This is a genomic window from Bradyrhizobium sp. 521_C7_N1_3 (genome assembly GCF_052075975.1).
GTDB lineage: Bacteria > Pseudomonadota > Alphaproteobacteria > Rhizobiales > Xanthobacteraceae > Bradyrhizobium > Bradyrhizobium japonicum.
Genome location: NZ_CP197232.1, coordinates 6,498,093 through 6,519,812, shown reverse-complemented (window position 1 = coordinate 6,519,812; position 21,720 = coordinate 6,498,093). Strand labels below are relative to the sequence as shown.

The 21,720-nt window shown below is 65.0% G+C and carries 25 protein-coding genes; 22 read left to right on the top strand and 3 right to left on the bottom strand.

What is annotated here, in order from left to right:
• Nucleotides 1–35: 35 nt before the first annotated feature.
• From rpsN to AB7008_RS30585, 15 genes are all read left to right on the top strand, one after another.
• Entirely contained in the window at nt 36–341 is a 306-nt protein-coding gene (gene rpsN, locus AB7008_RS30655) for a 30S ribosomal protein S14 (protein ID WP_014494504.1), read from the top strand.
• Between the two features lie 14 nt (nt 342–355).
• Nucleotides 356–754, top strand: coding sequence for a 30S ribosomal protein S8 (rpsH, locus tag AB7008_RS30650; protein WP_014494505.1), 399 nt, complete (start codon nt 356–358; stop codon nt 752–754).
• A gap of 16 nt (nt 755–770) precedes the next feature.
• On the top strand, nt 771–1,304 hold the full coding sequence (rplF, locus tag AB7008_RS30645) for a 50S ribosomal protein L6 (RefSeq protein ID WP_028152982.1): 534 nt from the start codon (nt 771–773) through the stop codon (nt 1,302–1,304).
• A gap of 11 nt (nt 1,305–1,315) precedes the next feature.
• Complete coding sequence (gene rplR, locus AB7008_RS30640; RefSeq protein WP_007603036.1) at nt 1,316–1,678, top strand: 50S ribosomal protein L18; 363 nt, start codon at nt 1,316–1,318, stop codon at nt 1,676–1,678.
• 47 nt (nt 1,679–1,725) lie between these two features.
• Nucleotides 1,726–2,322, top strand: coding sequence for a 30S ribosomal protein S5 (gene rpsE, locus AB7008_RS30635; protein WP_014494507.1), 597 nt, complete (start codon nt 1,726–1,728; stop codon nt 2,320–2,322).
• A gap of 25 nt (nt 2,323–2,347) precedes the next feature.
• On the top strand, nt 2,348–2,542 hold the full coding sequence (gene rpmD, locus AB7008_RS30630; RefSeq protein WP_011088137.1) for a 50S ribosomal protein L30: 195 nt from the start codon (nt 2,348–2,350) through the stop codon (nt 2,540–2,542).
• Between the two features lie 75 nt (nt 2,543–2,617).
• Complete coding sequence (gene rplO, locus AB7008_RS30625) at nt 2,618–3,103, top strand: 50S ribosomal protein L15 (protein WP_014494508.1); 486 nt, start codon at nt 2,618–2,620, stop codon at nt 3,101–3,103.
• Nucleotides 3,104–3,251: 148 nt separating this feature from the next.
• Nucleotides 3,252–4,583, top strand: coding sequence for a preprotein translocase subunit SecY (gene secY, locus AB7008_RS30620; protein ID WP_028152980.1), 1,332 nt, complete (start codon nt 3,252–3,254; stop codon nt 4,581–4,583).
• Between the two features lie 276 nt (nt 4,584–4,859).
• Nucleotides 4,860–5,741: an adenylate kinase gene (locus tag AB7008_RS30615; protein WP_441260015.1), complete on the top strand. Its 882-nt coding sequence runs from the start codon at nt 4,860–4,862 to the stop codon at nt 5,739–5,741.
• A gap of 187 nt (nt 5,742–5,928) precedes the next feature.
• Nucleotides 5,929–6,297, top strand: a complete 369-nt coding sequence (gene rpsM / locus AB7008_RS30610) for a 30S ribosomal protein S13 (RefSeq protein ID WP_014494511.1) — start codon at nt 5,929–5,931, stop codon at nt 6,295–6,297.
• Between the two features lie 121 nt (nt 6,298–6,418).
• On the top strand, nt 6,419–6,808 hold the full coding sequence (rpsK, locus tag AB7008_RS30605; RefSeq protein WP_007603045.1) for a 30S ribosomal protein S11: 390 nt from the start codon (nt 6,419–6,421) through the stop codon (nt 6,806–6,808).
• 110 nt (nt 6,809–6,918) lie between these two features.
• Nucleotides 6,919–7,950, top strand: a complete 1,032-nt coding sequence (locus AB7008_RS30600; RefSeq protein ID WP_008136316.1) for a DNA-directed RNA polymerase subunit alpha — start codon at nt 6,919–6,921, stop codon at nt 7,948–7,950.
• Between the two features lie 169 nt (nt 7,951–8,119).
• Nucleotides 8,120–8,536: a 50S ribosomal protein L17 gene (gene rplQ / locus AB7008_RS30595; RefSeq protein ID WP_014494513.1), complete on the top strand. Its 417-nt coding sequence runs from the start codon at nt 8,120–8,122 to the stop codon at nt 8,534–8,536.
• Nucleotides 8,537–8,656: 120 nt separating this feature from the next.
• Nucleotides 8,657–9,496: a c-type cytochrome gene (locus tag AB7008_RS30590; RefSeq protein WP_441260014.1), complete on the top strand. Its 840-nt coding sequence runs from the start codon at nt 8,657–8,659 to the stop codon at nt 9,494–9,496.
• Between the two features lie 210 nt (nt 9,497–9,706).
• Nucleotides 9,707–10,495, top strand: a complete 789-nt coding sequence (locus tag AB7008_RS30585) for an SDR family NAD(P)-dependent oxidoreductase (RefSeq protein ID WP_304490251.1) — start codon at nt 9,707–9,709, stop codon at nt 10,493–10,495.
• A gap of 165 nt (nt 10,496–10,660) precedes the next feature.
• Here the strand turns inward: AB7008_RS30585 and AB7008_RS30580 are convergent, their stop codons facing one another.
• A complete protein-coding gene (locus AB7008_RS30580; protein ID WP_041959359.1) occupies nt 10,661–11,674 on the bottom strand; it encodes a zinc-binding alcohol dehydrogenase family protein in 1,014 nt (337 codons plus the stop codon).
• Nucleotides 11,675–11,807: 133 nt separating this feature from the next.
• Here AB7008_RS30580 and AB7008_RS30575 point away from each other — a divergent pair, with 133 nt between their 5' ends.
• Nucleotides 11,808–12,191, top strand: coding sequence for a winged helix-turn-helix transcriptional regulator (locus AB7008_RS30575; protein WP_028151187.1), 384 nt, complete (start codon nt 11,808–11,810; stop codon nt 12,189–12,191).
• Nucleotides 12,192–12,232: 41 nt separating this feature from the next.
• Here AB7008_RS30575 and AB7008_RS30570 read toward each other — a convergent pair whose 3' ends face one another.
• On the bottom strand, nt 12,233–13,864 hold the full coding sequence (locus AB7008_RS30570) for an OprO/OprP family phosphate-selective porin (RefSeq protein ID WP_248878448.1): 1,632 nt from the start codon (nt 13,862–13,864) through the stop codon (nt 12,233–12,235).
• Between the two features lie 314 nt (nt 13,865–14,178).
• Here AB7008_RS30570 and AB7008_RS30565 point away from each other — a divergent pair, with 314 nt between their 5' ends.
• The 3 genes from AB7008_RS30565 to AB7008_RS30555 are packed head-to-tail and all read left to right on the top strand — an operon-like array spanning nt 14,179 to nt 18,186.
• Nucleotides 14,179–15,585: a DegQ family serine endoprotease gene (locus AB7008_RS30565; protein ID WP_041959365.1), complete on the top strand. Its 1,407-nt coding sequence runs from the start codon at nt 14,179–14,181 to the stop codon at nt 15,583–15,585.
• Entirely contained in the window at nt 15,582–16,919 is a 1,338-nt protein-coding gene (locus AB7008_RS30560) for a replication-associated recombination protein A (RefSeq protein ID WP_441260013.1), read from the top strand. The genes AB7008_RS30565 and AB7008_RS30560 overlap by 4 nt, the downstream gene beginning before the upstream one ends.
• A 52-nt stretch (nt 16,920–16,971) precedes the next feature.
• Complete coding sequence (locus AB7008_RS30555) at nt 16,972–18,186, top strand: RluA family pseudouridine synthase (RefSeq protein ID WP_441260012.1); 1,215 nt, start codon at nt 16,972–16,974, stop codon at nt 18,184–18,186.
• Between the two features lie 184 nt (nt 18,187–18,370).
• On the opposite strand, the gene AB7008_RS30550 is transcribed toward AB7008_RS30555, so the two are convergent.
• Nucleotides 18,371–18,817 carry a hypothetical protein gene (locus tag AB7008_RS30550; RefSeq protein WP_441260011.1) on the bottom strand — a complete coding sequence of 149 codons (447 nt, stop codon included), beginning with the start codon at nt 18,815–18,817 and terminating at the stop codon, nt 18,371–18,373.
• Between the two features lie 75 nt (nt 18,818–18,892).
• Between AB7008_RS30550 and AB7008_RS30545 the strand changes: the two genes are divergently transcribed.
• From AB7008_RS30545 to AB7008_RS30535, 3 genes are read left to right on the top strand one after another with little or no spacing between them, the layout of a single operon-like run.
• On the top strand, nt 18,893–19,687 hold the full coding sequence (locus AB7008_RS30545) for an ATP12 family chaperone protein (protein ID WP_441260010.1): 795 nt from the start codon (nt 18,893–18,895) through the stop codon (nt 19,685–19,687).
• 55 nt (nt 19,688–19,742) lie between these two features.
• The gene (locus AB7008_RS30540) at nt 19,743–21,344 is read left to right on the top strand and encodes a flagellar hook-length control protein FliK (RefSeq protein ID WP_441260009.1); all 1,602 of its coding nucleotides are present in this window, start codon (nt 19,743–19,745) and stop codon (nt 21,342–21,344) included.
• Nucleotides 21,341–21,604: an EscU/YscU/HrcU family type III secretion system export apparatus switch protein gene (locus AB7008_RS30535; protein ID WP_028154899.1), complete on the top strand. Its 264-nt coding sequence runs from the start codon at nt 21,341–21,343 to the stop codon at nt 21,602–21,604. The genes AB7008_RS30540 and AB7008_RS30535 overlap by 4 nt, the downstream gene beginning before the upstream one ends.
• Nucleotides 21,605–21,720 lie beyond the last annotated feature (116 nt).

The following is a 21,720-nucleotide window of genomic DNA, read 5'->3' as shown; positions in this document are numbered from 1 at the left end:
AAAGCCTCTCAAACGCGGATACCCAGGAGCCAAGCATGGCAAAGAAGAGTTCAGTCGAGAAGAACAACCGGCGCAAGCGGATGGTGAAGAACGCCGCCCCGAAGCGCGAGCGGTTGAAGGCGATCATCGCCGACAAGACGCTGCCGATGGAGGAGCGGTTCGCCGCGACCCTGAAGCTTGCGGAAATGCCGCGCAATTCGTCGGCGACCCGCGTCCGTCTGCGTTGCGAGCTGTCGGGCCGCCCGCGCTCGAACTACCGCAAGAACAAGCTGTCCCGTATCGCGCTGCGCGACCTTGGCTCCAAGGGCATGGTCCCGGGCCTCGTGAAGTCCAGCTGGTAAGGAGGGTCGTTTAGATGTCTACGCACGATCCAATCAGCGATCTGATCACCCGCATCCGCAACGCGCAGATGCGCTCCAAGAGCAAGGTGTCCACGCCTGGTTCAAAGATGCGCGAGAACGTGCTGGAGGTCCTCAAGTCCGAGGGCTACATCCGTGGCTACGCCACGCTCGAGCACTCCTCGGGCCGCAGCGAGATCGAGATCGAGCTGAAGTATTTCGACGGCGAGCCCGTCATCCGCGAGATCGAACGAGTCTCCAAGCCCGGGCGCCGCGTTTACGCCTCGGTGAAGAACCTGCCGCGGGTCAACAACGGGCTCGGCATTTCGGTGTTGTCGACGCCGAAGGGGATCATGGCCGACCACAGCGCGCGTGACGCGAATGTGGGCGGTGAAGTCCTCTTCACGGTGTTCTGAGGAGGATTTTTGATCCATGTCACGTGTTGGCAAAAGGCCTGTGGCGGTTCCGTCGGGTGTTACCGCGACCGTCGATGGGCAGACCGTCAAGATGAAGGGGCCGAAGGGCCAGCTTCAGTTCGTCGTCCATGACGACGTCGAGGTGAAGCTCGAGAGCGGCCAGATCAAGGTCAAGCCGCGGCTCGAGACCAACCGCGCGCGGGCGCTGTACGGTACCGCTCGCGCCCAGGTCGCGAATCTGGTCGAAGGCGTCACCAAGGGCTTCGAGAAGAAGCTCGAAATCACCGGCGTCGGTTACCGCGCCGCGATGCAGGGCAAGAACCTGCAGCTCGCGCTCGGCTACAGCCACGACGTGGTCTACGCGATCCCGGAAGGGATCACGATCACCGTGCCGAAGCCGACCGAGATCACGGTAACCGGCAGCGACATCCAGCGTGTCGGCCAGGTCGCCGCCGAGATTCGCTCCTATCGTCCGCCGGAGCCCTACAAGGGCAAGGGCGTGAAGTATGTTGGCGAATTCATCTTCCGCAAGGAAGGCAAGAAGAAGTAACGGAGCCGGTCATGTCGAAAGCCAAGGTTACGAATGCCCGGCGCAAGCGGAGTGTGCGGCTGAAGCTGCGCCGCTCCGGTGGTGGCCGTCCGCGCCTGTCGGTGTTCCGCTCGTCCAAGCACATCTACGCCCAGGTCATCGACGACTTGAAGGGCGAGACGCTGGCGTCTGCCTCGTCGCTCGAGAAGTCGATGCGCGACGGCGGCAAGACCGGCGCCGACATCGATGCGGCGAAGGCGGTCGGCAAGCTGCTGGCCGAGCGCGCCGCCGAGAAGGGCGTCAAGGAAGTCGTGTTCGATCGCGGCAGCTATCTCTATCACGGGCGCGTCAAGGCTCTTGCCGACGCGGCGCGTGAGAGCGGGCTGAGCTTCTAACGGAATTTGAGGATTGAGGCGCAAGCCTCTGAAGGATTGGAAAAACCATGGCAGCTGAACGCGAACAACGTGGTGGACGCGATCAACGCGGCGGCGGACGTGAACGCAGGGAGCGCGAGGAGCGCGACAGCGAGTTCGTCGACAAGCTCGTCCACATCAATCGCGTGGCCAAGGTCGTCAAGGGCGGCAAGCGCTTCGGTTTCGCAGCGCTCGTCGTGATCGGCGACCAGAAGGGCCGCGCCGGCTTCGGTCACGGCAAGGCGCGCGAAGTGCCCGAGGCGATCCGCAAGGCGACCGAGTCCGCCAAGCGCAACCTGACCCGCGTCTCGCTGCGCGAGGGCCGCACCCTGCATCACGACATCGCCGGCCGTCACGGCGCGGGCCGTGTCTACCTGCGTGCAGCCCCGGCCGGTACCGGCATCATCGCCGGCGGTCCGATGCGCGCCGTGTTCGAGACGCTCGGCGTCCAGGACGTGGTCGCGAAGTCGATCGGCTCGTCGAACCCCTACAACATGGTTCGCGCAACCTTCGACGCGCTGAAGCATCAGGATTCGCCGCGTTCGGTCGCAGCCCGCCGCAATATCAAGGTGTCCACCCTCCAGTCCCGCCGTATCGGCGGTGACGCCGAGGCGGCTGCCGACTAACGGAAGCTTTTCGGAGTAGACTCCCATGGCCAAGGCCGCAAAGACGATCAAGCTCGAGCAGACCGGCAGCGCGATCCGCCGCCATCACTCGCAGCGTTCGACGCTGATCGGGCTCAAGCTCAACAAGATCGGCCGCACCAGCGAACTGCCGGACACCCCGGCGGTTCGTGGCATGATCGAGAAGGTTCACCATCTCGTTCGCATCGTCGACGAGAAGTAAGCAAAGGCGCAGGATCCCGAACAACGGGCACCCGTTTTCGGTGAAGATCATGCGCAAGAAACAAGGAGCAGGGCGATGAAGCTCAGCGATATCGCCGACAACGCCGGCTCGCGCAAGAAGCGTATGCGCGTCGGCCGTGGCATTGGTTCGGGCAAGGGCAAGCAGTCCGGCCGCGGCGGCAAGGGCCAGACCGCGCGTTCGGGCGTGCGCATCAAGGGTTTCGAAGGCGGCCAGATGCCGATGCATCGCCGTCTGCCGAAGCGCGGCTTCAACAACATCTTCCGCGTCGAGTTCGCCGAGATCAATCTCGACCGGCTCCAGGAAGCGGTCGATGCCAAGAAGATCGACGCCGGCAGCGTCGTGAACGTCGAGGCCCTGGTGAAGGGCGGCGTGCTGCGCCGCGCCAAGGCCGGCGTGCGGCTGCTCGGCCGCGGCGAGCTCAAGTCCAAGCTCAACATCGAAGTGCACGGCGCCACCAAGACCGCGATCGCCGCGGTCGAGAAGGCCGGCGGCTCGGTGAAGATCCTCGCCCCTGCCAAGGAAGAAGGCGAGGCGGCGTAACAACTGCGTCATTGGCCCGCGGCTCGCGGGCCTTTACGCGTGTGGGACGTGGACTTATCGAAGCCGAGCCCCAGATAATGTCCGGCGTCCGCTAGAGTAGCCCGGCCGCGGGCATGACGGCGCAACAGGCGGCGGGAGAAAGTCCAAGATGGCCTCTGCAGCGGAACAACTGGCAGCCAATCTCAATTTCGGTGCGTTTGCCAAGGCTGACGAACTGAAGAAGCGCATCTGGTTCACCCTGGGTGCGCTGCTCGTTTATCGGCTCGGGACCTATATCCCGCTGCCCGGCATCGATCCCAACATCTGGGAACAGGTGTTCCGCTCCCAGGCGGGCGGCATCCTCGGCATGTTCAACATGTTCGCCGGCGGCGGTATCCACCGCATGGCGATCTTCGCGCTGAACATCATGCCGTATATCTCGGCTTCGATCATCATCCAGCTCCTCACCACCGTCTCGCCGCAGCTCGAGGCGCTGAAGAAGGAAGGTGAGTCCGGCCGCAAGCTGCTGAACCAGTACACCCGCTATCTCACGGTGATCCTGGCGGCGTTCCAGTCCTACGGCATCGCGGTGGGCCTCGAAGGCGCCGGCAACGTCGTCAGCGACCCCGGCATGTTCTTCCGCCTGTCCACGGCGATCACGCTGACCGGCGGCACCATGTTCCTGATGTGGCTGGGTGAGCAGATCACCTCGCGCGGCATCGGCAACGGCATCTCGCTGATCATTCTCGCCGGCATCGTCGCCGAGCTGCCTGCGGCGCTCGCCAACATGCTCGAGCTCGGCCGTCAGGGCGCCATGTCGACCGGCCTGATCCTGGTCGTCATCATCATGGCGGTCGCCGTGATCGCCTTCATCGTGTTCATGGAGCGCGCCCAGCGCCGGCTGCTGATCCAGTATCCGAAGCGCCAGGTCGGCAACAAGATGTTCGAGGGCCAGTCCTCGCATCTGCCGCTCAAGCTCAACACCTCGGGCGTGATCCCGCCGATCTTCGCGTCCTCGCTGCTGCTGCTGCCGACCACGGTTGCCAACTTCAACGCTGGCAGCGGGCCGGAATGGTTCCAGTGGATCACGACCCAGCTCGGCCACGGCCGTCCGCTGTTCCTGATCATGTATCTCGCGCTGATCGTGTTCTTCGCGTTCTTCTACACCGCGATCGTGTTCAACCCGACCGAGACCGCGGACAATCTGAAGAAGCATGGCGGCTTCATTCCGGGCATCCGTCCGGGCGAGCGCACCGCGGAATATATCGACTACGTGCTGTCGCGCATCACCGTGCTCGGCGCGATTTATCTGGCGATCGTCTGCTTGATCCCGGAAATCCTGATCTCCTACGCGTCGGTGCCGTTCTACTTCGGCGGCACCTCGCTGCTGATCGTCGTCAGCGTCACCATGGACACGGTGGCGCAGGTGCAGGGCTATCTGCTGGCGCATCAGTATGAGGGCTTGATCCGGAAGTCGAAGCTGCGCGGCCGCCGTCGCTAAACGCGGCGCTCCCCGAGGGCGGCGCGACAGCGTCGCCGATTCGCCGCGCGAGCAGCGCGCGGCGCCCGCCGAGGTGACCAGTCAGCCATTCCAAGACATCGGCAGAGCTGCTCTCCCTGCGACGCAATCACTGATTTCAAAGGCCTTCTTGGCGTCCTGGCATTTGCTCCCCTATGATATGGGTAGCGGTGCGACGCCGATTATGATTTGCACTGTCATTGGACTTCAAACACAGGTGCGCGACGTATCGCTCACCAATCCGGGGGGCGTACGCCGATGAGAATTATACTTCTGGGACCGCCGGGGTCGGGCAAGGGGACCCAGGCGCAACTGCTGGTGCAGCGCTATGGCATCGTCCAGCTCTCGACCGGCGAGATGCTGCGCGCGGCCGTTGCGGCGGGAACGCCGGTCGGGCTGAAGGCCAAGGAGATCATGGCCAGCGGCGGCCTCGTGCCCGACGAGATCGTGGTGGGAATCATCTCCGACCGCATCGACCAGCCGGACGCCAAGAACGGTTTCATCCTCGACGGCTTCCCGCGCACCGTGCCGCAGGCCGAGGCGCTGGATGAGCTGCTCAAGCACAAGCATCTCAAGCTCGATGCCGTGGTCGAGCTCCGCGTCAACGAGAGCGCATTGCTGAGCCGCGTCGAGACTCGCGTCGCCCAGATGCGGGAGCGCGGGGAGGAGGTCCGGGTCGACGACACCCCGGAGGTCCTGACCAAGCGACTCGCCAGCTACCGCAGCCAGACGGAGCCGCTGATTCACTACTATTCCGAGCGGCGGAAGCTCTCGACCATCGACGGCATGATGGCGATCGACGAGGTCACCCGCGCGATTCATCGCCAGCTCCTGGCGCTGGGGGCGGTCGAGCCCAAGTCGCATGGCAAGGCCCATGCGCGCAGCGCGGCCAAGTCGGCGCCCGCCAAGAAGGGTGCCAAAACGGGTACCAAGAAGGCCAAAGCAGCCAAAAAGCCGGCGAAAACGGCCAGAAAGGCCGCCAAAACCGCTAAAAAGGCCGCCAAGAAGGCCGTAAAGGGCGCCAAGACGGCGGCCAAGAAAACGGTCAAAAAGGCAGCCAAAAAGACCGCCAAGAAGGCAGTCAAAAAGGGTGCCAAAAAGGCCGCAAAAAAGGTCACGAAAAAGCGAGCTAAGCGCTAGCAGCGGTTGACGAAAGCCCCCTGAATCCCCTAATAAGCCCCGCATCCAAGTCGGATAGTTTCAAACGATGCCGGGCCCCAGGAAGACCAGGGGTGGGCGTCGTGTTCGCGTTTGTGAACACCTGCCCGAGAAACCAAGCACTTAAAGACCGGTTCCTGACGAGGGATCGGCAACAGGAGAGAGAGCCGTGGCCCGTATTGCCGGCGTGAACATTCCGACCAACAAGCGCGTGCTGATCGCGCTCCAGTACATCCATGGCATCGGCCAGAAGATCGCTGGTGAGATCCTGGAGAAGGTGAAGATCCCCGAGGATCGTCGCGTCAACCAGCTCAGCGATGCCGAAGTGCTCCAGATCCGCGAAGTGATCGACCGCGACTATCTCGTCGAGGGCGACCTGCGTCGTGAGGTCGGCATCAACATCAAGCGTCTGATGGACCTCGGCTGCTATCGCGGCCTGCGTCATCGTCGCGGCCTGCCGGTGCGCGGTCAGCGTACCCACACCAATGCGCGTACGCGCAAGGGTCCGGCCAAGGCCATCGCCGGCAAGAAGAAGTAAGTTTTCGAATCCAATCGCGGCGTGTGGCGAAAGGGGAGACCCGTTCGCCACACGCCTTTCGTTCCACAGGTGTAGCCGCTGGCATTACGGCGGCGTTTGAGATCTCCAGGAAAGGTACTCTATGGGCAAGGAAGCCACCCGCGTTCGTCGTCGTGAGCGCAAGAACATCGCCTCCGGCGTCGCGCATGTGAACTCGTCGTTCAACAACACGACCATCACCATCACCGACGCGCAGGGCAACACGATTGCCTGGTCCTCCGCCGGCACGATGGGCTTCAAGGGGTCGCGCAAGTCGACCCCGTACGCCGCGCAGGTTGCCGCCGAGGACGTGTCGAAGAAGGCGCAAGAGCACGGCATGCGCACGCTGGAAGTCGAAGTCGCCGGTCCCGGTTCGGGCCGCGAGTCGGCGCTCCGTGCGCTTCAGGCCGCGGGCTTCACCGTCACCTCGATCCGCGACGTGACCACGATCCCGCACAACGGTTGCCGTCCCCGCAAGCGTCGGCGCGTTTGAGACCAAGTCGCGGGCGCATCGGCGCCCGCGATGACTTTTTGCAAAGCCGCGGAAATGATCGCGGCCTTTCTCCAACGCCAGTGTCTGCAACAGCAGTTTGACTGGCCTGTATGGGTGAAACAGTGACGATCCAGAAAAATTGGCAAGAACTGATTCGACCGAACAAGCTCCAGGTCACGCCCGGTAGCGATTCGAACCGTTTCGCGACCATCGTCGCCGAGCCGCTCGAGCGCGGCTTCGGGCAGACGCTCGGCAACGCGCTGCGCCGCATCCTGCTCTCCTCGCTCCAGGGCGCGGCGGTGCAGTCGGTGCACATCGACGGCGTGCTGCACGAGTTCTCCTCGATCGCGGGCGTCCGTGAGGACGTCACCGACATCGTGCTCAACATCAAGGACATCTCGATCAAGATGCAGGGCGAAGGCCCCAAGCGCATGGTCGTGAAGAAGCAGGGACCGGGCGTCGTCACCGCCGGCGACATCCAGACCGTGGGCGACGTCGTCGTCCTCAACCCCGACCTCCAGATCTGCACGCTCGACGAGGGCGCGGAGATCCGCATGGAGTTCACGGTCGCCACCGGCAAGGGCTACGTGCCCGCCGAGCGCAACCGTCCCGAGGACGCGCCGATCGGCCTGATCCCGGTCGACAGCCTGTACTCGCCGGTCCGCAAGGTCTCCTACAAGGTCGAGAACACCCGCGAGGGCCAGATCCTCGACTACGACAAGCTGACCATGACGATCGAGACCAACGGCGCGATCTCGCCGGATGACTCCGTGGCTTACGCCGCGCGCATCCTGCAGGATCAGCTCAACGTGTTCGTCAACTTCGAAGAGCCGCGCAAGGAAGTCGCCCAGGAGATCATCCCGGACCTCGCCTTCAACCCGGCCTTCCTCAAGAAGGTGGACGAGCTCGAGCTGTCGGTGCGTTCGGCCAACTGCTTGAAGAACGACAACATCGTCTACATCGGCGACCTCGTGCAGAAGAGCGAAGCGGAAATGCTCCGCACCCCGAACTTCGGCCGCAAGTCGCTGAACGAGATCAAGGAAGTGCTGGCCCAGATGGGTCTGCATCTCGGCATGGAAGTGCCGGGCTGGCCGCCAGAGAACATCGACGAGCTCGCCAAGCGCTTCGAGGATCACTACTGAGAATTCGTCGTTCCGGGGGGATGCGTCAGCATCGAACCCGGAACGACGAGATTCCGGGTTCGGCTCTGCGAGCCGCCCCGGAATGACTGAGAAGGGCGAACGCAGGCAGCCCACCTGAGCAACATGTCCGACGAACCGTCGCGGCAGTTTCAAACTAAGGAATAGTTACATGCGTCACGGCAAGGTTCATCGGAAGCTCAACCGCACGGCCGAGCATCGCCGCGCGATGTTCGCCAATATGTGCGCCGCGCTGATCAAGCACGAGCAGATCGTCACCACGCTGCCCAAGGCCAAGGAGCTCCGTCCGATCGTCGAGAAGCTCGTCACTCTCGGCAAGAAGGGCGGCCTGTCCATGCGTCGCCAGGCGATCTCCGAGATGCGCGACAAGGACCAGGTCAAGAAGCTGTTCGATGTGCTGGCGCCCCGCTACAAGGACCGCCAGGGCGGCTACACCCGCATCATCAAGGCCGGCTTCCGCTACGGCGACAACGCCGCGATGGCCGTGATCGAGTTCGTCGATCGCGACGTCGATGCCAAGGGCCAGGATTCTGGTCCGGTGCAGGAGAAGGAAGCCGAGGCGGCGTAAGCCGGCCGGTACCTCAGTTTTCAGAAAGCGGCGCTCCCGGGCGCCGCTTTTTTGTATGGCGCGGCGATATCTCATGCCGCGCATCGTCTGGTGAGCGCGATTCCGGCCGGGGGGCTGTCGATGAGGATTGTGTTTGGGATCGCGCTGGCACTGTTGATGTCGCCGGCCTCTGGCGAGACGCTGGTGGAACGCGGCGCTTATCTCGTCAACAGCGTGATGGTCTGCCACAACTGCCACACGCCGCGCGGGCCGCAGGGCCTTGATCTCTCGCGCGCGCTTTCGGGCGGCAACCAGGTTTTCGATGAGCCTGCCTTCAAGGTCACCGGCTCCAACATCACGCCGGACAAGGACACCGGCATCGGCAACTGGAGCGATGCCGGGCTGAAGCGGTTTCTTGTCAGCGGCGACAGGCCGAACGGGACCAAGGTCGCGCCGATCATGCCGACCGCGTTCTACACGGTGCTCACGGCCCGGGATCTCGATGCGCTGACCGCTTACCTGCGCTCGGTACCCGCAGTGCGCCACGAAACGCCGGCGCCGGAATACAGGATCGCGCTGAAGCCGGAAACGCCGACCTATGCCGGCAAGCAGGCGACCGAGGCTGAGCTCTCCGACAAGCTCGCGCGCGGCCGCTATCTCCTGACCATCGCCCATTGCCTGGAATGCCACACGCCGGAGGGCCCGTCCGCCGTGCATGATTTCGCGGGTGCGAGCGGCAAGGGTGGCCGGAGATTCGAGGGGCCGTGGGGCGAATCCATCTCCCCCAATATCACCGCGGATCCGGCGGCCGGCCTGGGCGGCTGGAGCGACGACGAAATCAAACGTGCGATTACGCAAGGCATTGCGCGAGACGGCCACAAGCTCAAGCCGCCGATGGCCTATGCTGCCTACGCCAGCATGACGGCCCAGGATCTCGATGCCATCGTCGCGTTTCTCAGGACGCTACCGCCGCGGCAATAGTGCCGCAGGGTGGGCAACGGTGCGCTCTCAGCGCGCCGTGCCCACCATTTCGCTTTCAACTCGTGTCGAAAAGCTGGGCACGCTTCCGCCTTCGCCCTTCGAGCTACGGCGGACAAGTCGCTTTGCCCCACCCTACGATTTCGCAGTTGTGGCGATTGAAGCGGCGTGCGCCGGACACGATATCCGCTTCAGCAACAATGGAGATGATTCATGAAGATCGACCTTTCCGGAAAGACCGCCCTCGTGACTGGCTCTACCGCCGGCATCGGCCACGCCATCGCAAAAGGTCTCGCTGCGTCAGGCGCGAGCGTGGTCATCAACGGTCGCGGCCAGGACAAGGTCAATGCCGTCGTGCGCAAGCTGGAAGGGGCGGGCCTTAAGGTCCGCGGCATCGCCGCCGACGTCTCGACCGCTTCGGGCTGCAAGGCGCTTGTGGCGGCGCTGCCGGAGGTCGACATCCTCATCAACAACGCCGGCATCTTCGAGCCAAAAGACTTCTTCGAGATCCCTGACGAGGACTGGAGCCGCTTCTTCGAGGTCAACGTCATGAGCGGCGTGCGGCTGTCGCGCGCCTATATGAAGGGCATGCTCAAGCGCAACTGGGGCCGCATCGTCTTCATCTCATCGGAGTCCGGACTCAACATTCCCGTCGAGATGATCCATTACGGCATGAGCAAGACGGCCCAGCTCTCGGTCGCCCGCGGCCTCGCGCAGCTCACCCGGGGCACCGGCGTCACCGTCAATTCCGTGCTGCCGGGTCCGACCATGTCGGAGGGCGTCGAGATCTTCGTGAAGGATCTCGCCAAGCAGAATGGGCAGTCGGTCGATGAGGCCGCCGCCAATTTCGTCAAACAGCACCGCCCGAGCTCGCTGATCCAGCGCTTCGCCAGCGTCGACGAAATCGCCAACATGGTGGTCTATGTTGCGTCGAAGGAGGCGTCCGCGACCAACGGTGCGGCGCTGCGGGCGGAAGGCGGTATCGTCAATACGATCGCCTGAGACGCGTTCGTAGGGTGGGTTGGCCGGCGGCTGCGCGAAGCGCAGTCCGCGGGCGTAACCCACCACTGTGTGTTCCCGAAGGGGCAGAAGAGGTGGGTAACGCCGAGCAGATGCGCTTCGCGCATCTGCAGGGCTAACCCACCCTACGCCCCAACGGCGCGGCCGCTACCACCCCTCCAGCACGATCTTGCCGCGCGACTTGCCGCTCTCGAGCAGCGCATGCGCGCGCTTGAGGTTGGCCGCGTTGATCGTGCCAAAGGTCTGGTCGAGCGTGGTGCGCAGCACGCCCTTGTCGATGAGGTCGGAGACGTCGTTGAGCAGATGATGCTGCGCGATCATGTCGGGCGTCTGGAAAGAGGAGCGCGTGAACATCGATTCCCAGTGTACCGAGATCGCCTTGCCCTTGAAGGTGCTCATGGCGAACTCCGGGGGATCGTCGATCAGGCCGAACCGACCCTGCGGTGCCATGAACTCGGCGATCGCCTTGTAGTGCTGGTCGGTGAAGGTAAGGCTCGCCACCAGCGCGACCGGCGGCAGCCTCAAGCTCTCGATCTGCTCCTTCATCGGCCTGCCGTGGTCGATCACCGCATGCGCGCCGAGATCGAGGCACCATTTTTGCGACTCCGGCCGCGTCGCCGTCGCGAGCACCGTGAGGCCGGTGAGGCGGCGCGCAAGCTGGATCAGGATCGAGCCGACGCCGCCTGCGCCACCCGTGATCAGCAGCGTGCGCGGATCGACGCTCTTGCCGGGCACCGCGCCGAGCCGGTCGAACAGCAGTTCCCAGGCGGTGATGGAGGTGAGGGGAAGGGCTGCGGCCTGCGCGAACGACAGGCTCTTCGGCTTGTTGCCGACGATGCGCTCGTCGACCAGGTGAAATTCGGAATTGGTGCCCTGGCGCAGGATCGAGCCGGCGTAAAACACCTCGTCGCCCGGCTTGAACAGCGTGACGTCCGGACCCACGGCATCGACGACGCCGGCCGCGTCATAGCCCAGGATCTTCGTTTCGCCCTCGGGCGGGGCGGCGCGCTTGCGTACCTTGTAATCGACCGGGTTGGCCGAGATGGCCTTCACGGCGACGCGGATATCGCGCCCCTTGGGCTCGGGCTTTGCGGTCTCGAAATCGATCAGCGCGTCCTGATCCTCGATCGGAAGCGATTTTTTGTAGCCAACGGCCTTCATGGCTTGTCTCCATCAAATGGCGCGTAGCTTTTGATCTGCGCCTGGCCCGCTAACTGTCCCGCTAGCCCCGGTTTGGCAAGTACTGTAAATTCGGGGATATAGTCCCTGTTTGGATACTATTGGGAAAACACGCATGAAGCGGCGAGATTTTACCCGGCGTCCCGGCTGCTCGGTCGAGGCGACGCTGGACCTGATCGACGGCAAGTGGAAGGGCGTGATCCTCTACCACCTCCAGGACGGCACCCAGCGCTTCGGCGAACTGCGCCGCCGGATGCCCGGCATCACCCAGCGCATGCTGACAAAGCAGCTTCGCGCGCTGGAGGAGGACAAGCTCGTCATCCGCAAGGTCTATGCCGAGGTGCCGCCGCGCGTGGAGTATTGCCTCTCCGAGCTCGGCGAGAGCCTGCGACCGGTGATCGATATCCTGAAGGCCTGGGGCGAGAGTCATCAGCAACGGCTATCCTGCGCGCCGCCGCCTGAAGCGGAGCCGGTCAAGAAGCCGAAGCGCGCAGCGTAGCTCTCCGGGAGCGGACGGTGCCGCTCCCGGAAGAGATTGCATCAGAACGCGAACTGCGTGCGCATCGCGATCGCATCGAACTTCGAGCCGACATCGGCGGTCGAGATCGGCGAAGCCTGCTTCGATACCGTGCCATGCAGGTAGTCGAGCATGAAGCGGACGTTGCCGTTGACGTACCAGTTGAGCGCGAGCGTGTAGACGGTCTGACGTCCGCCGGCGATGCCGGCGGCGGTCGCGAGCTGATTGTTCAGATCCATGGTGGAGTAGCGGCCGGCAATCTCCCAGGCCCCCCAGCCGCCGCCATCGAGCGAGAACGGATTGTTCGGCTTGACGCCGCCATAGGCGGCATTCGACGGATTGTACTTGCGTGATTCACCGGTCAAAACGTAAGCCGCTTCTGCATAGCCGCCCTGGAATTTCAGGCTTGGTGCTCCGATCAGCGGCACGCTGGTATTCGCGTTGCGATCGATGTTGAACCAGTAGTATTCGCCCTGGAGGTACAGCGATCCATAGGTCGCTGCGGCTTCCACGCCATACACCTGGGCGCCCGCGACATTGGCAATCGCACCGGTCGAGATCAGTGTCGTGGGGTCGATGCGCAGCTCGGGCCGGTCGCTGAGCGTGAGCGTTTGCGTGTTCGCGATCAGATTGCGCGGTGGCTGGATCAGCCATTCTGCGTCGCCGCCGAGATGCACCGAGTAGCCATTACCGCTAACCACCTGGCCCGCCACGCGGGCGACCGCGCCGTATTGCTCGCTGGTCCCGGGAGGTGAAACGCTCGAGGCCGAGTGAACGGCGCCCGTGGTGGGGCCGGTCACGTAAGCGCCGGCCCAGAACACGTCATTGTACCAGCGTGCGCCGATGGCAGAACGGAAGTCGCCAGCGGCGATGTTTTGCGCGATCAAGCCGACCGAGGCGCGCTCCATGAAGGGAATGTCGTTGGAGCTCATGGATTCGTCCAGGGTCCAGGCAAGGTCCATGACGCCGGCTTCGATCGACAGCTTGCCGCCGAACGGCTTCAGCCCTGTATAGCTCACCCAAGCGTTCTCGATGCCGGATGTGCCACCGCCGGGCAGGAAGCCGACAGGGGTCGCGCCAGCGGCACCCGTGCCGCCAAATCCGTCCGACGAGCCGCCGAAATCATAGATCAGCGCGAAATTCCAGTCTTCGAGGAATTTGCCGACGACACCGATGCGCGCGCGGCGGATGTTCTCGCCGCTGTCGAGCTTCTGCGGCACCGTCGCCGCCGTGTTGGGACGATAGTTGTAGCCGCCGACGTCCCAGTGCACGCGGCTGGTGATGGCGACGCAGTTCGCCCCGTCAGCGGTGCAGATGGTCGGCCGGTTGTTCGGCATCGTCACGACAGCACCGGAGACGGGTACCGGTCCCTTGAGCGGGATCGCGGCGTTGGCGTTGGCGACCACGGCTTTCGCCTCCGAGCGCGCTTCGGCCTTCGCCTCTGCCTTTGCTTCGACTTTAGCCTTCGCCGTGGCCGCCGTGTTGGCGGCGGTCTGGCTCTGGAGCTTGTCGAGCTTCTGCTCCAGCATCTTCAATTGCTGCTTCAGCAGAGCGATCTCCTGATCGCTGCTGCTTGCCGTTTGGGCCTGGGCCTGCGAGGCCGCCAGCACGCCGGCGAGACCAATCGCCGTGGCTGCTATTCTTGTCCTGCTCACATCATGACTCCATCGTTTGACGAACTTCCCCAAGTCGTAACGGGAGAGTCTAGGTATGAACGATGACTGCCCCGCGACGCTGCGCCCGGTTGCGCGGTTCCCACTGATGCCAATTCGCTGCAACCGAATCCGCTCGACAGTACAATGCTGGATGACACGCATCATGCCAATCCACCGCCCAGACAAATTGTCATTTCGCAGGCGGGACTTGCAGGCGGGACACACCGGAAAGGGGGGCTGAATAATGCCGCCTGGCGCCCTTCTATTGGCGGGCGAACGCGCCTATATTCCGGCGTCTTTTCCGAGAGGTAGGAATGTTTCGATCGACCCGGACTGCCGTGCTCACGGCATTGTGCATAGCGTTTTCAGCCCATCTCAATCCGGCCGCCGCGCAGGACCGCCGTGTCCCGTCCTCGCCCGCCGAGCTGCGGCTGTCCTATGCGCCGATCGTGCAGCGGGTGCAGCCGGCCGTCGTCAACGTCTACGCGGCCAAGGTGGTGCAGAACCGCAATCCGCTGCTGGACGACCCGATCTTCCGCCGCTTCTTCGGGGTGCCGGGCCAGCAGCCCGAGCAGATGCAGCGCTCGCTCGGCTCCGGTGTCATCGTCGATGCCTCCGGCCTCGTCGTCACCAATGTCCACGTCATCGAGGGCGCGGACCAGGTGAAAGTATCGCTGTCGGACAAGCGGGAATTCGAGGCCGAGATCCTGCTGAAGGATCCGCGCACCGATCTCGCCGTGCTGCGCCTGAAGGACACCAAGGAGAAGTTTCCGACCCTGGACTTCACCAACTCCGACGAACTGCTGGTTGGCGACGTCGTGCTCGCGATCGGCAATCCCTTCGGCGTCGGCCAGACCGTGACCCACGGCATCATCTCGGCGCTCGCGCGCACCCAGGTCGGCATCACCGACTACCAGTTCTTCATCCAGACCGATGCGGCCATCAATCCCGGCAATTCCGGCGGGGCGCTGGTCGACATGGGCGGAAAGCTCGCCGGCATCAATACCGCGATCTATTCGCGCTCCGGCGGCTCGCAGGGCATCGGCTTTGCGATTCCCGCCAACATGGTGCGCGTCGTCGTCGCCTCCGCCAAGAGCGGCGGCAAGGCGGTGAAGCGTCCGTGGCTCGGCGCGAAATTGCAGGCGGTGACGCCCGAGATCGCCGAGAGCCTCGGCCTGCGTTCGCCGACCGGCGCGCTGGTCGCAAGCGTGGTCTCAAGCGGCCCCGCGGCCAAGGCCGGCCTGAAATCCTCCGATCTCATCACCGGGATCGACGGCCAGGCCGTCGATGATCCCAACGCCTTCGACTACCGTTTCGCCACGCGTCCGCTCGGCGGCACCGCGCAGATCGACGTGCAGCGCGGCGGCAAGCCGCTCAAGGTCACGATCGCGCTCGAGACCGCACCCGACTCCGGCCGCAACGAACTCGTCGTCACCGCGCGTTCGCCGTTCCAGGGCGCGAAGGTCTCGACCATCACGCCGGCAGTTGCGGACGAGCTGCATCTGGACGCCGACACCGAAGGCGTCGTGATCACCGATCTCGGCGGTGACAGCGCGGCTGCGAATGTCGGCTTCCAGAAGGGCGACATCATCCTCGCCGTCAACAACCAGAAGATCGGCAAGACCACTGACCTCGAAAAGGCGGCGGGCGAACGGCCGCGGATCTGGCGCATCACGCTGGTGCGTAACGGCCAGCAGATCAACGTCACGCTGGGCGGATGAGTCCGAAGCGACCACAGGAGACGCCAACTCTCTTTGCCGCGGCGGGGCTCGATCACGAGGCACCGCACCCGCTGCCGGACCGGCTGCGCCCGCGCGCGCTGTCGGAGGTCGTCGGCCAGGACCACATCCTCGGCCCTGACGGCGCGCTGACGCGCATGCTGGAGACGCGCACGCTCGGCTCGCTGGTGTTCTGGGGCCCGCCCGGCACCGGCAAGACCACGGTGGCGCGGCTGCTGGCGGATGCGACGGACCTGCATTTCGAGCAGATCTCCGCGGTATTCTCCGGCGTCGCCGATCTGAAGAAGGCGTTTGACGCCGCGCGCGCCCGCCGCGAGATGGGCAAGGGCACGTTGCTGTTCGTCGACGAGGTGCATCGCTTCAATCGCGCCCAGCAGGATTCGTTTCTGCCGGTGATGGAGGACGGCACCGTCGTGATGGTCGGCGCGACCACCGAAAACCCGTCCTTCGAGCTCAACGCGGCGTTGCTCTCGCGTGCGCGCGTGCTGGTGTTTCGCTCGCTCGATGCCGCTGCGATCGAAAAACTGTTCGCGCATGCCGAGGAGGTCGAGGGCCGCAAGCTGCCGCTCGATGACGAGGCGCGCGCCGTGCTGGTGCGCATGGCCGACGGCGACGGAAGGGCATCGCTGACGCTTGTCGAGGAGGTCTGGCGTTCGGCGCGGGCGGACGAGATTTTCAACGCGGCGCAGTTGCAGGAGATCCTGCAGCGCCGCGCGCCGATCTACGACAAATCGGCCGACGGTCACTACAACCTGATCTCGGCACTGCATAAATCGGTGCGGGGCTCCGATCCCGACGCCGCGCTGTATTACCTCGCGCGCATGCTCGATGCCGGCGAGGACCCGCTGTTCCTGGCCCGCCGCGTCGTGCGCATGGCGGTCGAGGACATCGGCCTTGCCGATCCGCAGGCGCTGGTCATCGCCAATGCCGCCAAGGACGCCTTCGATTTCCTCGGCCATCCCGAAGGCGAGCTCGCGATCGCGCAGGCCGTGGTCTATCTCGCCACCGCGCCGAAATCGAACGCGGTCTACACCGCCTTCGGCACGGCGATGCAGGTCGCCATGCAGGCCGGCTCGCTGCTGCCGCCAAAGCACATCCTGAATTCCCCGACCAAGCTGATGAAGTCGGAGGGCTACGGCGCTGCTTACGAATACGACCACGACGCCCCCGACGCCTTCTCCGGCCAGGACTACTTTCCGGAAGCCTTGGGCCGCCAGACTTTCTACGACCCGCCCGAGCGCGGTTTTGAGCGCGAGATCCGCAAGCGGCTGGACTACTGGGCCAAGCTGCGGAAGGAGCGGGGCGGCTCGCGCTAGAAACGGCCATTTCGCCGTGACGGGAGCCGGCTTTTAGGGTACGCAGGCAACCATGAGCCGCCGCATCAAGAGAATGAACCCAAAGCCCCGCTCGCGTGACGAGCGCGACGATTCGCGTCCGTTCAAGGCGCGCACTGCGAAGAAGACGGGGCCACGGCTGGGTGGCAAGCCGGGTGCGAAGCCGCCGCGCTTTGCGGCGGAGCGTGCCGAGCGGCGGCCGCCCAAGGCTGCGCCCGAAGCGTCTGCGCCGGCAAAGCCCGTCGAGGCGCTGCTGCCGACCAAGGTGCAGACCGTCAAGGTGACGGCCGACGAGAACAACATGCGCGTCGATCGTTTCCTGGAAGCGCGCTTTCCCGGCCTGTCGTTCTCCCACATCCAGCGCGTCGTCCGTAAAGGCGAGCTGCGCGTCGACGGCAAGCGTGTCGACAGCAAGGACCGGCTGGAGGAGGGCCAGAGCGTCCGCATTCCGCCGTTGAAGCTCGACACGCCGAAGGCCGCCGGTGAGCTATCGGAAGGCGCCCAGAAGACGCTTGCCGCGCTGAAGGAGATGACGATCTGGGAGGACGACGACGTCCTCGTCCTGAACAAGCCGGCCGGCCTCGCCGTGCAGGGTGGTTCGGGCATGACGCGGCACATCGACCAGATGCTGGATGTGATGCGCGATTCCAAGGGCCAGAAGCCGCGCCTCGTGCACCGTATCGACCGGGAGACCTCGGGCTGCCTGCTGATCGCCAAGACGCGATTTGCCGCCTCGCATCTGACCGGTGCCTTCCGCTCGCGGTCCGCGCGAAAAACCTATTGGGCGCTGGTGCCGGGTCTGCCGAAGCCGAAGCAGGGCCGCATCTCGACCTTCCTCGCGAAGGAAGAGAGCGAGGACGACACCATCATGCGCATCGCCCAGCATGGCGACGAGGGCGCCAGCCACGCGGTGACGTATTATGCGGTGGTCGAGACCGCCGGCAACAAGTTGACCTGGGTGTCGCTCAAGCCCGTGACCGGCCGCACCCACCAGCTGCGCGCCCATATGGAGCATATCGGCCACCCCATCGTCGGCGATCCCAAATATTTCAACATCGAGAACTGGCAGCTGCCGGGCGGCCTGCAAAACCGGCTGCATCTGCTCGCGCGCCGCATCGTCATTCCGCATCCGCGCGGCGGCGTGATCGACGCCACCGCGCCATTGCCGCCGCACATGCAGCAGTCGTGGAATCTGCTCGGGCTCGATGCGAGCCGGTTTGATCCGATCGAGAACGCGCCGGAAGAGTAGTGATTGGACGTGCCGGCTGCGGCAGTTGCGCGACCGAGTAAGCCACATTCTGCGGTGTCATCGCCCGCGAAGGCGGGCGATCCAGTACTCCGAGACGGCTGCGGTTGAATCGATAGGCCGCGGCGTACTGGATGCCCCGCCTGCGCGGGGCATGACAGCTGTGCGTCGAGCTGTCTCAACCCCCTCACTTCCGAAACTGCTCCAGAAACATCCGCAGACTGTCATGCGGGCTCTCGACATCCGTGATCAGCCATCCCTCGGGTCCGTTGACCAGGACGAAGTTCAGCGTGACCTTCCGCCCGCGATTGTCGAAATTCGCCGCGACATAGGTCTTGTCGTATTGCCTGCGAACGACCGTGATCGCGACCGGGCCGAGCTTCCAGTTCGGGCTCTGCACCAGGAAGTCGTAGGGCTCGACCCTCGGCGCGCTCCAGGCCTTGCGCAGGCTGGGGTCGAAGAATTGCCCGGCGGCGACGGCATCGCGCGGCAGGCCTTTTGACAGTTCCGGCGCGCCATCGCCGTAATGCGCGTAGACATTGCGGACCAGCGATTCCGGGGTGCGGAAACCGGCGTCCGCCGCGGCCAGCCAGAGCCCGGCGAGAAGGGTCCCAATGCCCGCAAGTTCCCTCATGCCTTGCCGCTCGCTTTATCAGCCGCCGGTCTTGGCTTACAAGCCTAGCATCCAGAGACCGAAGGCCGAAACGAGATGCGCGAATTGTTCGATGAGGTTGCGGGGCGGTCCCCGCTCGATCCGCAGGAGGCGGTGCGCCAGGCCGCGCGTACGCCGCAGCGCAAGCGCTTCTACAAGGAGGCGGGCGTGGCCGAGGCCGAGGGCGGCTTTGCCATCACGCTGGATGGCAGGCCGATCCGGACGCCATCGGCCCGCCAGGTGGTGATCCCGTCGCGCGCGCTGGCCGATGCGGTGGCCGCGGAATGGGCGGCCCAGGGCGAGACGATCGATCCCGTGACCATGCCGCTGACGCGGATCGCCAACAGCGTCGTCGAGGGGGTCATCGATCGCGTCGAGCTCGTAGCCGACGACCTTGCAAAATACTTCGAGACCGACCTGCTGTTCTATCGCGCCGGCCACCCGGAAGGGCTAGTCGCCCGCGAGGCCACGCATTGGGACCCCGTGCTGTTCTGGGCCGCGGAGACGCTGGGCGCGCATTTCATCCTGTCCGAGGGCATCATGCATGTGAAGCAGCCGGACGAGGCCGTTCAGGCCGCCCGCGCCGCGCTGCCCGGGGATGCCTGGTCGATCGCGGCGCTCCACGTGGTCACGACCCTGACCGGCTCGGCGCTGCTGGCGCTGGCGCTCGCCCATGGCGTGCGCGATGCCGGCCAGGTCTGGGCCGCCGCCCATGTCGACGAGGACTGGAACGCCGAGAAATGGGGCGTGGACGAGGAGGCGGCTGCCCGCCGCGGCGCCCGCCTGAAGGATTTTCAGGCCGCCGTGGCGGTTCTGGCGGCCGTGAAGCCGCAAGCGGCCGAAGGTCCTTAACGAGAGGTTTACGAGGGCGGCCTTAGGGTGGGCCAGCGTTCCCTGGGCCCCTGAAATGCCAACGCCGATAAGCTCGATCGTTCCGGTCAGTGCCGCCAGCCCCGTGGCTGATGCGGCGACGCCCGATCTTGTGCTCCAGGCCGGCAGCGTCGTGGACGCGAGGGTCGTCAGCGTGATGGCCGACAATCTGGTGCGGATCGCAATCGCCAATCTGTCGATGGATGTGATGTCCGAGGTGTCGCTGACACCGGGGCAAAATCTCCAGCTCGCAGTGTCGCAGAACGACGGCACCATCAGGCTCGCCATCATGAACGGGGCAGGCGAGGCGGCGGCCGACCAGATCACGCTGACGCCGCGGGCGGCTTCGCTCGTGGACAGCCCGTCGCTCGCGCCATCTGCAACGACCGCACGCAACACGCTGACGCCGTTGGAGCAGGTCGCCGTCACCGTGGCTTCGGCTGAGGCGGTCACAAAACAGGGCAGCCAGGCGCCGCTGTTCGCCAATCTCGCCTCCGTCGTCACCGGCAGCGATCTGCCGGCGGGACTGAAGCAGGCGGTGCTGGACGTGCTGGCGCAGCAGACGCCGCTCAGCACCGCCCTCGATGGCGGCGATATCGAATCCGCCTTCCAGAAGTCCGGCCTGTTTCTCGAGGCCTCGCTCGCCGCAGGTACAACGCCGTCCTCCGGCGCGATGCCGGACCTGAAGGCCGCGCTGCTGGTGCTGCGCCAGACATTGGCCACGCTCGAGACCGCCACTCCACAAGCGCAAGGCGCCGCGCTTCCGGCCAGCACTACGGCGGGGGCATCGCAGGTCGCCGCCGTGCCGGGTCAGGCTGCATCGCCGTCGACCGAGCTCGATGTGGCCCAACAGCCGCAGATGCCGCGCAGCGCCAATCTCGCACCCGCTGCGCTCGCCGACATCGCCGGCGGCGCTCCGCAGGCCGCGATGCCTAGAACCATGTCCGCCGGCCTTGCCGCGGCCCTCCTTCAAGAGGTCACGCAAAATCTGCCGCGCCTGACCGGCAATGTGCCCGGCTCCAACAAGGCCGTGCCGGATGGTCACCTCTTCGAGGCAGCGGCGCGCGCGACACCGCCGCCGTTCCGCGGCGCGCTGCCGGCGCCGCAGGCGATCGCATCGCCATCGCTCGCGCCGGATACGCCGCTCTCCGCAACGGTGCATCGCCTGCTCGACGACACTGACGCTGCGATTGCGCGTCAAACGCTGCTCCAGGTCGCCTCGCTGCCCGATCGCACCGACGCCTCCGGCCATCGCATCGACTCGACCGTGCCGCAATGGAATTTCGAGATTCCCTTTGCGACCCCGCAGGGCACCGCGATGGCGCAGTTCGAGATCTCGCGCGATGGCGGCAACGAATCCGCCGATCCCGCCAAGCGCGCCTGGCGCGCGCGCTTCACGCTCAATGTCGAGCCGGCCGGCCCGGTGCATGCCCTGATCACGCTGAACGGCGACAAGACTTTTGTGCGGATGTGGGCGGAGCGGCCCGCGACCGCGCAGCAGCTCCGCGCCGGCATCGGTGAGCTGAATCAAGCCCTGACGCGCGCCGAGCTCAAGCCCGGCGACATCCTGGTGCGCGACGGCACGCCGCCGCAGCCCGCACCGGCCCGCGCCGGCCACTTCCTGGACCGCGCCACATGAGCGATCCATCCAAGCTCGCAATCGCGCTGCATTACGAAAAGGGCGGCAACGCGCCCGTCGTCGTCGCCAAGGGCAAGGGCACGATCGGCGAAAAGATCGTCGAGATCGCCAAGGCCAACGACATCCCGATCGAAGAGAACGAGATCCTGGCCGGCGCGCTCTCCAAGGTCGAGCTCGGCGAGGAGATCCCGCCCGACCTCTACAAGGCCGTCGCCGAAGTGCTGGTGTTCGTACTGCGACTGTCGGGCCGGGGGCGGTAGAGCATGATCCGGACCCGAAGGGCCGCGCTAACGTAAAGTGTGCAGCGGTTTTCCGACAAGATCATTCTCAAGAAATAACCTGTCATCGTTTCACCACGATAGCGGCTGCATGGTCG